The sequence below is a fragment of the Photorhabdus sp. HUG-39 genome (genome assembly GCF_963878365.1).
Taxonomy (GTDB): domain Bacteria; phylum Pseudomonadota; class Gammaproteobacteria; order Enterobacterales; family Enterobacteriaceae; genus Photorhabdus; species Photorhabdus kayaii.
Map to the genome: position 1 here is coordinate 69120 of NZ_CAWNWY010000002.1, position 16760 is coordinate 85879.

The 16760-nt window shown below is 41.5% G+C and carries 12 protein-coding genes; 7 read left to right on the forward strand and 5 right to left on the reverse strand.

The features are described 5' to 3' along the window. Positions 1–87: 87 nt before the first annotated feature. The 4 genes from hemH to AAC155_RS02015 all read left to right on the forward strand — a co-directional run bounded on the left by hemH (position 88) and on the right by AAC155_RS02015 (position 5389). Complete coding sequence (gene hemH / locus AAC155_RS02000) at positions 88–1065, forward strand: ferrochelatase (RefSeq protein WP_113040838.1); 978 nt, start codon at positions 88–90, stop codon at positions 1063–1065. A 179-nt stretch (positions 1066–1244) separates the two neighbouring features. Continuing rightward, the gene (wzz(fepE), locus tag AAC155_RS02005; RefSeq protein ID WP_113040839.1) at positions 1245–2348 is read left to right on the forward strand and encodes an LPS O-antigen length regulator Wzz(fepE); all 1104 of its coding nucleotides are present in this window, start codon (positions 1245–1247) and stop codon (positions 2346–2348) included. A 98-nt stretch (positions 2349–2446) separates the two neighbouring features. Next, the gene (locus tag AAC155_RS02010; RefSeq protein WP_113040840.1) at positions 2447–3757 is read left to right on the forward strand and encodes an inosine/guanosine kinase; all 1311 of its coding nucleotides are present in this window, start codon (positions 2447–2449) and stop codon (positions 3755–3757) included. 1020 nt (positions 3758–4777) lie between these two features. Then, a complete protein-coding gene (locus AAC155_RS02015) occupies positions 4778–5389 on the forward strand; it encodes a LysE family translocator (protein WP_113040842.1) in 612 nt (203 codons plus the stop codon). Between the two features lie 535 nt (positions 5390–5924). On the opposite strand, the gene ybaL is transcribed toward AAC155_RS02015, so the two are convergent. Both ybaL and AAC155_RS02025 read right to left on the reverse strand, forming a co-directional pair. Next, a complete protein-coding gene (gene ybaL, locus AAC155_RS02020; RefSeq protein ID WP_113040843.1) occupies positions 5925–7631 on the reverse strand; it encodes a YbaL family putative K(+) efflux transporter in 1707 nt (568 codons plus the stop codon). A gap of 241 nt (positions 7632–7872) precedes the next feature. Further along, a complete protein-coding gene (locus AAC155_RS02025) occupies positions 7873–9090 on the reverse strand; it encodes an MFS transporter (RefSeq protein WP_113040844.1) in 1218 nt (405 codons plus the stop codon). 371 nt (positions 9091–9461) lie between these two features. On the opposite strand from AAC155_RS02025, the gene ushA reads away from it, so the two are divergent. Next, positions 9462–11120 carry a bifunctional UDP-sugar hydrolase/5'-nucleotidase UshA gene (gene ushA / locus AAC155_RS02030; RefSeq protein WP_113040845.1) on the forward strand — a complete coding sequence of 553 codons (1659 nt, stop codon included), beginning with the start codon at positions 9462–9464 and terminating at the stop codon, positions 11118–11120. 61 nt (positions 11121–11181) lie between these two features. On the opposite strand, the gene ybaK is transcribed toward ushA, so the two are convergent. Continuing rightward, positions 11182–11658 (reverse strand): Cys-tRNA(Pro)/Cys-tRNA(Cys) deacylase YbaK, encoded by a 477-nt coding sequence (gene ybaK, locus AAC155_RS02035; RefSeq protein ID WP_113040846.1) that lies wholly within the window; start codon positions 11656–11658, stop codon positions 11182–11184. A 197-nt stretch (positions 11659–11855) separates the two neighbouring features. Further along, positions 11856–12668 carry a TraB/GumN family protein gene (locus tag AAC155_RS02040; RefSeq protein ID WP_113040847.1) on the reverse strand — a complete coding sequence of 271 codons (813 nt, stop codon included), beginning with the start codon at positions 12666–12668 and terminating at the stop codon, positions 11856–11858. A gap of 408 nt (positions 12669–13076) precedes the next feature. Here AAC155_RS02040 and AAC155_RS02045 point away from each other — a divergent pair, with 408 nt between their 5' ends. Together AAC155_RS02045 and AAC155_RS02050 are read left to right on the forward strand one after the other, a co-directional pair. After that, positions 13077–13394, forward strand: coding sequence for a type II toxin-antitoxin system PrlF family antitoxin (locus AAC155_RS02045; protein ID WP_113040848.1), 318 nt, complete (start codon positions 13077–13079; stop codon positions 13392–13394). Further along, positions 13394–13843 carry a type II toxin-antitoxin system YhaV family toxin gene (locus AAC155_RS02050; protein ID WP_113040849.1) on the forward strand — a complete coding sequence of 150 codons (450 nt, stop codon included), beginning with the start codon at positions 13394–13396 and terminating at the stop codon, positions 13841–13843. The genes AAC155_RS02045 and AAC155_RS02050 overlap by 1 nt, the downstream gene beginning before the upstream one ends. Before the next feature lie 100 nt (positions 13844–13943). Here AAC155_RS02050 and copA read toward each other — a convergent pair whose 3' ends face one another. Then, positions 13944–16691 (reverse strand): copper-exporting P-type ATPase CopA, encoded by a 2748-nt coding sequence (gene copA, locus AAC155_RS02055; protein ID WP_113040850.1) that lies wholly within the window; start codon positions 16689–16691, stop codon positions 13944–13946. Between the last annotated feature and the right edge of the window lie 69 nt (positions 16692–16760).

Here is a 16760-nt window from a genome sequence, read left to right on the forward strand (position 1 = left end):
CTCATTGTTTTCGTAGATAAACATGATTTTCATCTGTATTTTATTATGCTAGGGTTTTCACTAGCGAAACAATGAAGGATCGACATAATGAACAACGGTAAATTTGGTGTTTTATTAGTTAATCTTGGCACTCCTGATAAACCGACAACTGCGGCTATAAGACGTTATTTAGCTGAGTTTCTTAGCGATAAAAGAGTCATAGATTTATCTCGATTTATCTGGAAGCCAATATTATATGGTTTTGTTTTGCCTTTCCGTTCCTCACGTGTAGCAAAGTTATACCAGAAAATTTGGACTGATGAAGGTTCTCCTCTATTAGTACATGGCCGTCGGCAACAGAAATTACTGGCAGAAAGACTTGCTGACATACCTGTTGAACTGGGAATGAATTACGGTTCTCCATCTCTTGAACAAGCGATTGACAACTTACTTAAGCAGAATGTTGAGCAGCTGATTGTTTTACCACTTTATCCCCAATATTCTGGTTCCTCATCTGCGGCTGTATTTGATGGTGTCAGTCTGGTATTGCAAAAATACCGAACTATTCCTGGAATTCACTTTATTCGTAGTTATGCTGATCATCCGGCTTATATTTCTGCACTGAAAGAAACTATTGAGCAGAGTTTCGATAAGCATGGTCAACCAGACAGATTATTGCTTTCCTATCATGGCATTCCGCAGCGTTTTGTTGATACGGGCGATATTTATGCTGAGCAGTGTAAGTTAACAACACGATTGCTAAAGCAAGCAATTAATTATCCGGCAGAGCAGGTAATGATGGCTTATCAATCACGTTTCGGTCGTGAGCAATGGTTGACACCATACGTAGATCAAACGATGCAAACTCTACCTAATCAGGGAATAAAACATATTCAGGTACTTTGCCCTGGTTTTTCGTCTGATTGTCTGGAAACGCTGGAAGAGATAAAACAGCTAAATAAAGAGATGTTTCTTAATGCAGGTGGGGAAAAATTTGAATATATTCCGGCGCTTAACGACAACGCTAGTCATATTTTACTACTTGAAGAGTTGGTCAACGGGTTTGTCAGAAACAGGAATGAATAGTGATAGGATTAATCTATCATTAGGGTTCATTGGCTTTTTAAGGTATATTGCTACACGGATGCCAGCCTAGTGGAACTGCCATACTTGTTTCAGAGTAAATGGGAATTAACCTATAGGCCCAGTGGGATGATGTTTTGTATATCAATTAGTAACAGCATATTTGAATTTGGATATAAATAATGAGTAATAAACCGATTAAAAGCACTAATTTCAGTGAAGAATATTTTAATTATCACAATTCAAAACAAGATGATGAAATTGATTTGTTTGAGTTATTCTCTGTTTTATTTCAATCAAAGTTATTGATTATCACTATTACTATCCTTTTTGCTGTTATCGGCTTTGTAGCAGCATCTTTGATGCCACAAAAGTGGAGCAGTTCTGCTTCTATTGTTAAGCCTCAACTTGAAGAGATACAACCACTTAGAGATCTCCTGACTAAGTTAGAGGTTTTAAGTTTACAACCATCAGTAACTTCATCGTCACTGTATAATAATTTTTTAAATAATTTTAATTCACGGGTTTTGCGTGAAGAATATCTGGTTAATACAGAATATTTTAAAAATCTGGTGGCTGAATCAGGTGATCATTCACCATTTGCAAAAAGAAAACTTATTGAAAAGATTGTGAATGATAATATTTCATCTTCTTCAAAAGCGGAAAAAGATGATGAAAACGGTGAAACTAAATTGACCTTCAGTGCCGAAACCGCAGAAGATGCATATAATCTGTTAAATGGCTATATTGACTATGCGTCGTCTGTTGTCCATGAACAGGTGAAGAGTGAATTAAGTGATATAGTAAAACAAAAGCTTAATTACTCTGAAGGTTTGTATAACGTTGATTTAAACCGTGTGAATAATATACAGGAAGCTAATATTGAGCGATTGAAACATGCATTATCTATCGCTAATTCGGCAGGAATTAAAAAGCCTATTTCCAGTGAAGGAGCAATGATCAAAGACGATCCAGATTATTCCATTGCTTTGGGGGCTGATGCATTACAACGTAAGTTGCAAATTACAGAGGAGATAAAAGATCCCACCTTGATTGATGCTGACTTACGTAACCGTTTGTTCTATATAGAAGAGCTGAAAGCACTTAAAGTAGATAAAGTTAACTTCCAACCATTTAGATATATGCAGGCTCCTTATGAGCCGACAGCGAAAGATTCACCGAAGCGTCTACTTATCTTAATGGGCAGTGCTTTTCTTGGGCTGATCTTGGCTGTGGTGTCTGTTCTAATTCGTCATATGGTACGTAGTCGTCAGCAAGCGGCTTAAGTTTTCCTTGGCAGTAAATGTCGTAGTGACATTTGCTGCCTGTCAGTTTTTATTGTGCTAATATGCTGCACCTTTTGGCGTTATAGCATCAATCAAAAATGAAATTCCCTGGTAAACGTAAATCAAAACACTATTTTCCCGTCAGTCTGCGTGATCCTTTACTCCAGCCAATTAAAGAGATGATGGATGGTGAGAATAACCGAGCTTATATCGTTGGTATCGATCAGACATTAGTGGATATTGAGGCGAAAGTAGATGAAGATTTTATCCAGCGCTATAACCTTAGCCAAGGGCATTCATTAGTTATTGAAGATGATGTAGCTGAAACCTTGTATAAAGAACTTACTGATAATAATCTTATTAGCCACGAATTTGCTGGTGGCACTATTGGTAATACTTTACATAATTACTCAGTTCTTGCCGATGATCGTTCCGTCTTACTGGGTACTATGTGTAGTAATATTCAGATTGGCGGTTATGCTTACCGCTACTTATGTAACACGTCTAGCCGTACTGATCTGAACTATTTACAGGGAGTGAGCGGAGCAATTGGTCGCTGTTTTACGTTAGTAACGGAAAATGGTGAGCGGACTTTTGCCATCAGTCCTGGGCAAATGAATCAACTTAAACCGGAAAGTATTCCTGAGAAGATTATTGCTGAAGCTTCTGCTTTGGTATTAACTGCTTACTTGATTCGTTGTAAACCGGGAGAACCAATGCCAGAAGCAACCATGAAAGCTATCGAATATGCTAAAAAGCATAGTGTACCTGTGGTTCTGACGCTAGGGACGAAATATGTTATTGCTGATGATCCACAATGGTGGCGTGATTTTCTGGTTGAGAATATTTCGGTTCTGGCAATGAATGAAGATGAAGCTTATGAGCTTACTGGTTTCAGTGATCCACTATTGGCTTCGGATATAGCACTAGATTGGGTCGATTTAGTTTTGTGTACCGCAGGTCCGGCTGGATTATATATGGCAGGTTATACGGAAAAAGATTATATGCGTCAGACAACCCATCCATTGTTACCGGGTGCTATTGCTGAATTTAACCGTTATGAGTTCAGTCGTGCTATGCGTAAATCTGATTGTCAAATCCCGATGAAAGTTTATTCCCATATTGAACCTTATATGGGGGGACCAGAAAAAATCATGAATACCAATGGGGCAGGTGATGGTGCTTTATCTGCTTTGCTGCATGATATAACGGCCAACAATCACCACAGAATGAATGTGCCTAATTCCAGTAAACATATCCGTACTTATCTAACATATTCATCACTTGCTCAGGTATGTAAATATGCCAACAGAGTTAGCTATCAGGTATTGAGTCAGCATTCCCCACGATTAAGCCGTGGTTTGCCCGAAAAAGAAGATAGTTTGGAAGAATCTTACTGGGAACGATAATTTTAAAATTTCGGCACCGTATAAATTAATGAGGTGCCGAAATTTAGCTATAAAATCATTTATTAAGATTGTAAATGGTAGTTAGAGTTTATTTTATTAATAGCAATGATTTTTGTCGAATTTATAAAAGGCAAAGTATCTTATTCTTATTTATACCCGTCATCTTTCAAGCTGCCTCTTTGTTGGCTGCACTCACTCACCCCGGTCACATAGTTATCTATGCTCCCGGGGATTCGCTCCCTTGCCGCCGCGATCCATCTTGAAATCCATAGGGTATATATATCTGTTTAAATAAATTCAAATAATATTTAAAAATGTCCTAGAATAGAATATTTATATGACTAAGATAACAATAATATGCAAATTGAATTCTCTGTTTGTTTTTTCTCTTTTAATTATCATTTTGTTTTATATATGAAAATTCCACATGGAGGCGCATTGATAATATAGTTAGATCCCGCTAAAATCACCAATCCGGTTCATGCTGATTTGATTATTTACCTCATTTTCTGTTTATTCTAGTAGGGCTTAGCTAAAGGAAGAATTTGGACTAAAATCACAATTTTTAAAAATATTGAAACTGATTTTTCAATTGTTGATTCTACTAATTATAATCAAGATGATTGGCTAAAGAATACTCCTTTATTAATAATATACTGAAATGATACTCGCTGTGTATTGAAATGATATTCTTTATATATTGAAATGATATCGACCATATATAGAAATGATATTAGTTATATATGGATTGGAGCTGCTATATTTTAGGAGTATTCCCGAAGTTAATACGGAATTTCATATTTTTTGTATATTTTATTACTGAATTGGAGTTATTGAGATTACTAACATTGAGAGAAAAGACGAACCTAATAGCTATTAAGTGAAAGTAATGGTATTTAATGACCGTAACTTATTATTGTTAATTTAAAGAGATGGGGGGCGTGATGAAATTTTTTACTGAAAATTTCCTATTATATTTCAAATAATTAATTATTATGTATAACAGCCACTGAGGATACTATGAATAGTTACTACGATTATATAAGAATTGCCAGCATGGTGAGTATGGTCTTAATTATGCCGGGACCAACAAATACTCTTTTGGTATCATCTGGATATTCACATGGTTTTATTAGTACACTCAGGCTGATATTAGCTGAGGCATTGGGTTATATAATAGCAATTAGTTTGTGGGGGTTATTTTTATCTACAGTCTCTCATGCTTTCATATGGTTACTGGTTATCTTAAAGATGTGTGCTTCGACATACATTGCTTATCTAGCTTTTAAAGTTTGGCATTTCTCATTAGACAAGAACGTAGTAAAAATCCATTTTATCACGGTATTATTTGCCACGTTGCTTAATCCTAAGGCTTTTGTGTTTGCTACATATATATTTCCTCTTACTGCATTTACTTTGTGGTCAGAATACATCCCATGCATGACGGTTTTTGTTTGTGCATTATTACCCGTTTCCCTGATTTGGGTGGGGGTTGGGAAAATGCTATATGTAGGAAAGCTGGGAAAAGGAATTTTAAAACCCGATTTGTTTTATCGTCTTGCTTCTTTAGTGCTATGTGTTTTCTCTGTTTCAATGTTTTACACGTCAATGAAAGGTGTTTTATATCTTTGACGTAATCGGATATTTGATATTGTGCCCTCCCGACTGATTGGCTTTTTCATTAATAGTCTCATTAAGCTAATAGTGGTTGAAGGTAGCTTGGATTGTATATACCCTATGGATTTCAAGATGCATCGCGGCGGCAAGGGAGTGAATCCCCGGGAGCATAGATAACTATGTGACCGGGGTGAGCGAGTGCAGCCAACAAAGAGGCAACTTGAAAGATAACGGGTATAGAGTTTCCTTGTTGTAGCTGGGTAAATACCATGATCATGTTAAGCAACGCAAAAAATTCAATACATGGTATTTACCCGCTATTAATAAAAAATATTTACCTCAATGGGTTGCTGAATTTTGTTTTAAATGGGCTAAGGATTAATTGATAATCCGATTGATTTTTGTTGTATAGAATTGAGTAGAGCGATACTTCAACTGAAAGTTTTGTTCCCTCTGAGCTGTCCTTATCACTGATACTTAAGTGATAAGAACGGCTCATGATCCCTACTCGGTAAGGAATAGGGAATGATTCCATCAGCAGTCACTTTCCTCAAAGTAATGGCGAAAAAGGCGATGCTGGAGGTGGTTCAATCGAATAGCTTTGCTCACTGTTGGCGAATACAGTTGCCATTGTTTTAGCAATTTCATGCTCACCAATAATGACGTGGCTAGCTCCACGCTCTGTGATATAGGTAACTTCATCGTCATAGTCGGCTCGGACGATAATATTAATATCCGGGCGAGCTTCCCTTGCACAGGCGACAATCTCACCCGCTTCATAGCCATTAGGAATAGTCAGTAGGAGGGAGCAGGCGCAATCTAAGCGTGCCAGTGACATAATATCTTTGCTGGCAGCGTTGCCCATGATTGCACTAATACCTTGTTCACCGAGTTCCTCAAATTTGGCTCTGGTGTTTTCAATAACAACCAGAGGGATCTCTTTTTCCTGCAAGCGTTGGCATAGTAAGCTGCCGACACGCCCGTAGCCGACAACGATAGTGTGGCCGCAGATATCGACAGGAATTTGCGTCTCTTCTTCCAACGTTTCTTCCAGTAACTGTTCCTCAATAGTTTCTGTTTTTTCCAGATAGCGATCCAACAGACTAAATAGAACTGGATTTAGCATGATAGAAACAATCGCGCCAGCCAGAACAAGGTTACGGGCATTTCCATCAAGCAGGCCGAGTGCAACCCCAAGACCAGCCAGAATAAAGGCAAATTCACCGATTTGCGCCAGGCTGACTGAAATCGTTAACGCGGTCCGGCGTGAGTGGCCGAACATCTTTACAAGTAACATTGCCGCGGCGGACTTACCAATAATAATGATTGCCAACGTTGCCAATATCGATAGGGGCTGTTGAATGAGGACCATTGGGTCGAACAGCATGCCAACAGAAACGAAGAATAATACGGCGAAAGCATCTCTGAGTGGCAGCGTATCCTGGGCGGCACGGTGGCTTAGTTCTGATTCGTTTAATACCATACCGGCGAAGAACGCGCCTAGTGCGAATGAGGCATCAAACAGAGCAACGGCACCGTAAGCGATACCTAAGGCGATAACCAGTACAGCAAGGGTAAATAGTTCCCTGGAGCCGGTACTCGCGGTTTTTGCCAGTACCCACGGGATTAGACGGCGGCCAACAACAATCATCAGCAAGATAAAAGCGATAACTTTACCGATTGTCATGGCGAGCTCTATAATTAATTGCCCAATATTGGCTTCCTTATTACCAAGAATACCGGCAGCCGCGGGCAGTAATACCAGAGTCAGCACCATCGCTAGATCTTCGACAATCAGCCAGCCAATAGCTATTTGACCTCGTTGGCTATCGATTAGTTGGCGCTCTTCTAGCGCTCGTAACAGAACAACGGTACTGGCGGTTGATAGACAGAGACCAAAGACGATACCGCTAAATAATTCCCAACCCAGTATTGCTGATAGCCCTACTCCGAGTAGTGTCGCGACCAGTATTTGTGCAATAGCACCAGGGATAGCAATAGATTTTACTGCTAACAGATCTTTGAGTGAAAAATGCAGTCCGACACCAAACATCAATAAGATGACACCAATTTCTGCCAGCTCGGGGGCCAGTGATGCATCAGCGACAAAACCAGGAGTGAAAGGACCAGCGAGTACTCCCGCAGTAAGGTAACCAACCAGCGGTGAGATTTTCAGGCGTTGTGCCAGCATACCAAGCAGATAAGCGATAAAGAACGCGCCAACGATAGTGGTGATAAGTGGTGTCGAGTGCTCCATTAAGACTCCTTCTTGCTGAGGCTAGTAAATAGCATAGTGAAGAGGTAGGTGTAACTGTATTTTATAGATAATTCGAGGTAAATTCGCTAAAAAAATGAATAAAACATCAAAAAATATAGATTGAAAGGATTAAACTACCCGTAACAGGTATTTGTGTTGCTCTATTTGAATATTTATGAGGTAAACAAGCACTATTCCCACATAAAAATTAACTTTTATGTGGGGTTGCATGGTGATTTTTCTAATTCTTATCTTCTATATTAGGTAATAAAGCGGTAAATATGCCAAGTAACGGCAGAAAAGCACAAATCTGATAAACCAGTTCAATACTTGTTCTGTCCGCAATATCACCAAGTACCGCTGCGCCAATACCTCCCATACCAAAAGCCAGCCCGAAAAACAGGCCGGATACCATCCCGGTTTTACCTGGAATAAGTTCCTGAGCGTATACCAGGATTGCAGAGAACGCAGATGCCAGAATCACACCAATAATCACTGATAGAATACTTGTCCAGTACAGAGAAGCGTAAGGCAGAACTAAGGTAAAAGGTGCAACTCCAAGGATAGATATCCAGATAACATACTTTCTGCCGATCCTGTCACCAAGCGGTCCACCAATAATGGTTCCTGCTGCAACTGCGAATAAAAAAATAAACAGATGAAACTGGGCGCTTTGTACAGAAATGCCAAATTTGTGTATTAAGTAAAAAGTATAATAGCTACTGATACTGGTGAGATAAAAATATTTGGAAAAGATTAAGATTAGCAAAATAACTAAGGAACCTATCACGGTTTTTCTTGATAAAACTTTAATGGCAGGGCCAGTTTTGGCTTGGTTTTTCTTGATATAATTCTGAGTGTTATACCATTTACTGATCTGTAGCAGCACGATGATACCCAGTAATGCTGCCAAAGAAAACCAGCCAACGTTGCCTCTGCCATAGGGAGCAATAAACAGAGCGGCCAGCAATGGTCCAAGGGAGCTGCCAAAATTACCGCCGACTTGAAAAAGAGATTGAGCTAGTCCGTGGCGACCCCCGGATGCCATACGTGCTACGCGCGACGATTCCGGGTGGAATACCGAAGAACCTGTTCCGATTAATGCAGATGCTAATAGAATTAACGGGAAATTGTTGGCATAGGCCAGCAATAATAGACCGGATAAGGTGAAACTCATTCCAACAGGTAATGAATAGGGCTGTGGATGTTTATCGGTATAGAGACCTATCAGTGGTTGTAATAAAGAGGCGGTAATCTGATAAGTCAGGGTGATCATACCGATTTGCACAAAACTCAGGTTGAATTCTAATTGTAGTAAAGGATAAATTGCTAGAATTAGCGATTGGATCATATCGTTCAATAAGTGTGAAACACTGATTGCTCCAAGAATAGTAAAAACGGTATTCCTGGTTTTTTTGGGGTGAGATGGAACTATGGTGGTATTGCTTTGTTCGCTCATATTAGCTGCCAACCTGTCTTAATCAATAGTCAGTATATTTGTTGAATTTTAATACATATTAGGTAGAGAGTTGATTTTTTACTATCTTGGATATAGTTTTATACCCTATGGATTTCAAGATGCATCGCGGCGGCAAGGGAGTGAATCCCCGGGAACATAGATAACGATGTGACCGGGGTGAGCGAGTGCAGCCAACAAAGAGGCAACTTGAAAGATGACGGGTATATAGTATTCTCGCAAAGACGAAACAAAACATGTGTTAATAACTGCATAACATAACCTGTCTCAAGAAATGATCAATTTATCCCGCCTTGTTAGCTTTAAAAGCTGTTTTTGCATGGCTATTCACTAAAAAAACATGGAGATATACCATGAAATTCTCGTTCAAGACCTCAGCTTGTGCTTTGGTTGTATCTATAGCACTACTTCCAGCAATCGCAAATGCATGGGAGAAGGATAAAACCTATAACATTACTATTTTGCACACCAATGACCATCATGGTCATTTTTGGCGTAACGATTATGGTGAGTATGGTTTAGCCGCTCAAAAAACGGTAGTTGATGAAATCCGTCAGGAGGTCGTGAAAAAAGGGGGTAGTGTGTTACTGCTTTCCGGCGGAGATATTAATACCGGTGTACCAGAATCTGATCTGCAAAATGCCGAACCTGATTTTAAAGGCATGAACTTGGTGGGCTATGATGCAATGGCGTTGGGTAACCATGAGTTTGATAATCCTCTGTCAATACTGCGTCAACAGGAAAAATGGGCAACTTTTCCATTTCTGGCTGCCAATATTTACCAAACAAGCACTGGCAAACGTTTGTTCAAACCTTATACCATTTTCGATAAACAGGGTGTGAAAATTGCAGTTATTGGCCTGACGACTGATGATACGGCGAAAATCGGTAACCCGGCTAATTTTCCTGATGTTGAATTTCGTGTTCCTGCGACAGAAGCCAAAATGGTTGTTGAAGAACTAAAGAGAGATGAAAAGCCAGATGTGATTATTGCCGCAACCCATATGGGGCACTATGACAACGGTAATCATGGTTCTAATGCGCCGGGTGATGTTGAAATGGCTCGCAGTTTGCCTGCGGGCTATCTGGATATGATTGTCGGTGGTCACTCACAAGATCCGGTCTGTATGTCTGCGGAAAATAAAAATTATAAGCAGATCGATTATGTGCCAGGAACCCCATGTTCGCCGGATCGTCAGAACGGTACCTGGATTGTTCAGGCTCATGAGTGGGGTAAATATGTTGGTCGTGCTGACTTCCAGTTCCGTAATGGTGAATTAAAGCTGACTCACTATCAGTTGATCCCTATTAACCTCAAAAAGAAAGTGCAGAAGGAAGATGGTTCTACTGAACGTGCTTACTACACTCATGAAATTGCACAAAACCCGGATATGTTAAAGTTGCTGATGCCTTATCAAGATAAAGGTGATAAACAACTTGGTGTGAAAGTGGGTTCTATTGAGGGTAAATTGGAAGGGGATCGCAGCAAAGTTCGTTTTGTTCAGACTAATATGGCTCATGTTGTTCTTTCTGCCATGATGGAACGCGCGGGTGCTGATTTTGCGATTATGAGTGGTGGTGGTATTCGCGATTCGATTGAATCAGGTGATATCACTTATAAAGATGTGTTGAAAGTGCATCCATTTGCCAACACATTGGTTTACGTTGATATGAAAGGCAATGAAGTCAAACAATATCTGGCGGCGATTGCTAATATGAAAGTTGACTCTGGTGCTTATGCACAGTTTTTGAATGTTAGCCTGATTGCTGATGGTAAAAGTGTTAAAGAGGTAAAAATCGGTGGAAAGCCACTAGAGCCGAATAAAACTTACCGCATGGCAATGCTTGACTTTAATGCTATTGGTGGTGATGGCTATCCACGTGTTGATAATTATCCAACCTATGTCAACACCGGTTTTATTGATGCAGAAGTTTTGAAAGACTATATCGAGAAGCATTCACCACTGAAAGCGGCTGATTATGAGCCAAAGGGTGAAATTATTTATCAATAATCCCTGACAGAATGATAAATCGAAAGGGCTGCAATTTTGGCCGCCCTTTTGGGGCAATAATTTAAGTTTTTGCAATATCAGCGAAATTGCCTCTCACTAACCTACAGAGATCAGACGACGCCAATTCAATATCTAACCCTCGTTTACCACCCGAGACAAATATAGTTGGGAACTGTTGCGCTTGGTTATCAATAACTGTTGGCAAGTGTTTTTTCTGTCCTAACGGACTGATCCCGCCGACGAGATACCCTGTCACTTTCTGGGCGATTTGGGGATCAGCCATTTCTGCTTTTTTGACTTTAAAAACTTTGGCGACCTTTTTTAAGTCCAGCTCACTTGAAACGGGGGTGACGGCTACCACCAAATTTTTAGCCTCACCATTAAGTGCAACCAGCAAGGTCTTGAATACTTGCTTGGCATTGAGTCTTAATTTCCTCACTGCTTCATCACCAAAGTTATGCTCATTTTTGTCGTGCTCATAGGTATGAAGAGAGAAGCTAACTTTCTGTTTTTCTAACAAAATGATCGCAGGTGTCATAATTTCATTACATAGGGTAATTTTATAATTAAGGATAACGGATGAAATGGAATGATGGAATTGATAATCTGACTATGGCTCTGTTGCTTGTATACAAACAGGTAATATCCCGAACTTAATAAGAACAACGAAAATGACAGATTATTCCTCATATGATTGGCCAATATTATAGCAATGTATGTAATATTGGCCTTTTTTTAATCCTGTTCTTCTGTCAGCATCTGAGGCAAATTCCCTTCACCATACAGATGCAAAGCACCAACAGCGACAAGATATCGACCGGTAGGTAATTTCCGTAAACGCTTATTCCATCGTTTATTACGTTCAGTCATCAATAGTTGGTATATCTCTTTACTAAAAGTTGTTGGTAAAGCATGCTCTTGCTGTTCAGGTTGATAGTCCATCCACCAACTGATCATGGTTTGTAAAGCGCGGGCATTTGCGTGCCAATGGGTTAATGTATCTTCCAGTAGTGGCAGGCCGTTATTGGGAATTTGATTAAGTAAATTAATTTGTGATTCAGTACCTTCTAGTTCAATAACCGTTTTCCCTTGCGCTTTGGCTGAATTCAGTAGCTGATAATCGATACCGTAGTGGGGATGCAATCCAAGGTTTTGTGCTTGTCCTGCTTGTAAAATTAAAGCGATTTGCCATGAGGGTAATAAATTGAGGAATTCTTCCTGCTGTTGGATTTCATTGCAGCAGTCTTGAAAATTCTGGTACATCTCAGAAGATAAACGTTGTTCGATGCGGTGATATGATTGAAATTCATCATGAAATGGGGAGTCTGCCTGAGTAATATCTGCTTCCACGATTAATGTATCGGATAGATTAAGTTGTTCTATCAATATTTCCGAAAGTGGGAACATATTTTTCGTACCCATGTGAATACTGCCTACCAGGTGCAAATGTCTATCACCTGCCAGTGTAATATCGTGAGCGGGATAGGGATAACGGTGGGAAGACTTTATTCCCAATATATTGGTAAGGTGTTTAATCAGTCGTCCCATTTGTGTTCCGGTTTAGCATTTATATTTTTAAGGTGATTATCAATATTATAGCTGTACTTCCGCTGTATCTTTATTTATTTCCATTGAATGTTTCTTTTTATTAGTATCAGTATACAAGGAGATTTTTCCTGTTCCTTCCATTTATCTTACTAGCCTTTTAGCACCTATCACAGTCTCTTGGGTATATACCCTATGGATTTCAAGATGCATCGCGGCGGCAAGGGAGCGAATCCCCGGGAGCATAGATAACTATGTGACCGGGGTGAGTGAGTGCAGCCAACAAAGAGGCAACTTGAAAGATGACGGGTATAGAGAGTCAGTAGATTGATATTCACCGTTACTAGGTTATCTTGACGATGTAAGGAATATTCCTTACACTTTGATTGAAGTAATAATTGGAGATTTGTTATGACATCTATCTATGAACTTGCAACATTGACTTCCAAAGGCCAGATAACGATACCTAGGTCTATCCGTCAGGCATTAGGTGTTGATACAGGTAGTAAGCTGGCCTTTGAGTTGCGTGATGGTGAGGTAGTCGTGACTCGTGTAGGGATTGAGCATGAAGATCCTGTCATTGGGGCATTCCTTGAGCTATTGTCTGCGGATATTCAGGCTGGGCATCATGTGAGTGGTTTACCTAAGGAACTGGAAGAGGCTATGCAGTACAATGCTGGTCACGCTATCGATCTGAATGAGAATATTGACGGAGATGTGGTGATTTGATGCAGCGACATGGATGGACACTGTTGTATCACTCATGTGTGATACAACAGCTTCGGAAGCTGCATGATGCAGTAAAAAGGGCCGAGAAGAGTGATCTTCACGGGTTTGAGAGCAATCCGAATGTCAAGCTGTTTCGGGCGTTGAGCAAATTGATTCTAGATGTGGTGCCAAGTGATCCTTCCCGGAACGAGTATCGGCAAGGTAATACCTTAGGGGCCGCCTATCGCCACTGGCGGCGAGCTAAAATTGGTCGAAGGTTCCGCTTGTTCTTCCGTTATGATTCCAGAGCTAGGATCATTGTGTATGCCTGGATCAACGATGAGGAGACCTTGCGTTCGGAAGGTAGTAAGTCCGATCCCTATACAGTCTTTGAGAAGATGTTGGGACGAGGAAATCCGCCCGATGGCTGGGCTGCATTAATCGCAGCCAGTCAGCAGAGGTGGTTATAACTGAAGTAATTTGTCCACAAATTGGCGAGGGGTGATAGGGTAAAAGTGTAAAGAGTGCAGGGATGACAAATTTTTACAATTTACCCCAATATCACTAAATCTAACTCATTTTCGTGGTTTTAGGTTTAAACCTCAATAAGCGGTTAGCATTACTCACCACCGTAATTGAAGACAGCGCCATTGCCGCACCTGCGACTACCGGATCTAACAGGGTTCCAGTAAAGGGATAGAGCACACCAGCGGCAATGGGAATCCCCAATGTGTTGTAGATAAATGCGCCTAATAGGTTTTGTTTCATATTGCGCAGAGTGCCTTTGGATAGCTCAACCGCATCAGCCACACCATGTAGACTATGACGCATTAGCGTTATTGCGGCAGTTTCAATGGCGATATCGCTACCACCTCCCATTGCAATCCCCACATCAGCCTGCGCTAGGGCAGGAGCATCGTTAATGCCATCCCCCACCATAGCAACCTTGCGACCTGCTGCTTGCAATTTCTGGATAGCTTCAGCTTTGCCATCAGGTAATACACCCGCAATCACTTGATCAATACCCGCTTCTTTTGCAATCGCATTGGCAGTCACCGGATTATCACCGGTTAGCATCACTAAACGGTAGCCTTGGTGATGTAATCGTTGCAATGCAGTCATGGTATCTTCACGCAGTGGATCGCGAATTGATAGCACTGCCGCCGCTTTACCTCCTGCTGCCAGAAGAACCGGTGTGATGCTTTGTTCTGCCTGTTGAGCAATCAGCGGTTTTAATTCTTGCGTATCGACTTGATTTTGTTCTAGCCAGGCTTGATTACCTAGCAACAAGGTTGTGCCATTGACTTCACCACTGATACCCAGCCCAGCCAGAGTGCGGAATTGTTCAACTTGCGGTAATTCCAGCCCTTCGGCTTTAGCAAGAATGGCTTTGGCTAATGGATGGTTAGAACCTTTTTCCAGTGCACCCGCCCAACGCAATACCTCTTGTTCACTGTACCCATTAAAGGTATGTATATCAGTCAATTGAGGCATACCTTCCGTCAGCGTACCGGTTTTATCGAAAACAATGGTATCCAATGTGCTAGCTTGTTGCAGTGCATCGGCATCCCGAACCAGTACCCCGAATTCTGCTGCTCGGCCGACACCAGAGATAATTGACATCGGGGTCGCCAGCCCAAGGGCACAGGGGCAGGCAATAATCAACACAGTGGTAATAATGACCAATGAATACATCATCTGTGGTGCTGGCCCAACGAAATACCAAATAGCACCGGCAATCAGGGCAATTGCGACAACAACGGGAACAAACACGGAGGAAATTTTATCTGCTAACTGACCAATTTCTGGCTTACTGCTTTGTGCCTGACGGACCAGTTTAATAATTCGAGCTAATGTTGTCTGGCTGCCAACCGCGGCGGCAGTAAACAGTACTGTACCGTCTTGCACCGTCGTACCGGCATGAATGTTATCGCCTTTGGTTTTTTGCTGTGGAATCGGCTCACCGGTGAGCATTGCCTCATCTATCCAAACCTCACCTTGAATGATTTCACCATCAACGGGAACGCGATCACCGGTTGTCAGACGTAACGTCATGCCGGGTTTGACGTCAGCCAATCGCATCTCTTTTTCGCCATCTCCTGTCACCACACGGGCAGTCGGTGGTGTCAGATCCAGCAGACGCTCCAGTGCTTTTGAAGAACGCTGACGGGCACGTTGTTCCAGAGCATGCCCCAAGTTTATCAGACCGATAATCATCGCGCTGGCTTCATAATAGAGATGACGAGCTTGTGGTGGAAAAATATCTGGCCATAGGTTGACACTGATGGAGTAAAGCCAGGCTGCGCCAGTTCCCAATGCCACTAATGTATCCATTGTCGCACTGCCGTTTTTCAGGCTTTGCCACGCATTGCGATAGAAGTGACCACCGGCAAAAATCATCACGGCAAGCGTGATAACGCCGATAGTCAGCCAGATATGATGGTTTTCAGGTGTGAGCATCATATTATCGCCCATCATGCCCCATACCATCACGGGAATACCGACGACTAAGGCTAATGCTGACTGCCAACGAAAACGGCGCATATTAGCATCAGAAACTTGTTGCTGGCGTTCACGCCGTTCAGTTTCGTCCTGAATCAGTTCTGCGCCATACCCGGCTTTTTCTACTGCTTTAATCAGTGCCTCCGCTGAGGCACTACCGGTAATTAAAGCGCTGCGTTCAGCAAGATTCACTCTGGCATTTTCCACGCCATCAACGCCTTGTAATGCTTTCTGAACTTTATTCACACAGCTAGCGCAAGTCATGCCATCCAACAGCAACTGGATGCTGTCATCGTTATCATTCACAACGGATACGTCAGTTTTTTCGACCGGAACAGAGGAGGTTGCCGCTGCCAAAGGTTCCGGTCTGTTTGAAGCAGGTAATGTCAGCGGCTCAGATTTTGGGGAGTTTTGACCAGAAGCGAGTTTTGCTTGATAACCCGCCTGCTCAACAGCGGCAATTAAGGTATCGGCATCGGCTTTACCGTAAACTTTAGCTGTTTCGGTATTCACCTCTGCGGCAATAACGCCATCTACGGCTTCCAGCGCTTTACGAGTCGTACCGGCACAATGCATGCAACTCAGTCCAGAGAGTGTCAATTCAACATCAGGTTGGCTGGCGATTATCGCATCGTAACCTGCTGCTTGAATTGTTTCGATTAATGATTCAGCAGAGGCTGTACCGATGATTTTGGCATAATCAATCGTGATATCCGCCTGTTCCACATCTGTACGATTTGCTAGTGCCTTTTTCACATTGTTAACACAGTGCATACAGGAGAGTCCCTGCAAGGTTAAAATAGTTGTGTGTGACATAAAAAAACTCCTAACACATAGTGATGTAATTATTCTTCACACCTGTGTGATAATTGATGATATCTACAC

Excerpts from the sequence above, each read along its gene's own strand:
- AAC155_RS02045 (WP_113040848.1), top strand. The coding sequence starts at position 13,077 with ATGACATCTATCTATGAACTTGCAACATTGACTTCCAAAGGCCAGATA.
- hemH (WP_113040838.1), top strand. The coding sequence starts at position 88 with ATGAACAACGGTAAATTTGGTGTTTTATTAGTTAATCTTGGCACTCCT.
- ybaK (WP_113040846.1), bottom strand. The coding sequence starts at position 11,658 with ATGACACCTGCGATCATTTTGTTAGAAAAACAGAAAGTTAGCTTCTCT.
- AAC155_RS02040 (WP_113040847.1), bottom strand. The coding sequence starts at position 12,668 with ATGGGACGACTGATTAAACACCTTACCAATATATTGGGAATAAAGTCT.
- copA (WP_113040850.1), bottom strand. The coding sequence starts at position 16,691 with ATGTCACACACAACTATTTTAACCTTGCAGGGACTCTCCTGTATGCAC.
- AAC155_RS02010 (WP_113040840.1), top strand. The coding sequence starts at position 2,447 with ATGAAATTCCCTGGTAAACGTAAATCAAAACACTATTTTCCCGTCAGT.
- AAC155_RS02025 (WP_113040844.1), bottom strand. The coding sequence starts at position 9,090 with ATGAGCGAACAAAGCAATACCACCATAGTTCCATCTCACCCCAAAAAA.
- AAC155_RS02050 (WP_113040849.1), top strand. The coding sequence starts at position 13,394 with ATGCAGCGACATGGATGGACACTGTTGTATCACTCATGTGTGATACAA.
- ybaL (WP_113040843.1), bottom strand. The coding sequence starts at position 7,631 with ATGGAGCACTCGACACCACTTATCACCACTATCGTTGGCGCGTTCTTT.
- AAC155_RS02015 (WP_113040842.1), top strand. The coding sequence starts at position 4,778 with ATGAATAGTTACTACGATTATATAAGAATTGCCAGCATGGTGAGTATG.
- ushA (WP_113040845.1), top strand. The coding sequence starts at position 9,462 with ATGAAATTCTCGTTCAAGACCTCAGCTTGTGCTTTGGTTGTATCTATA.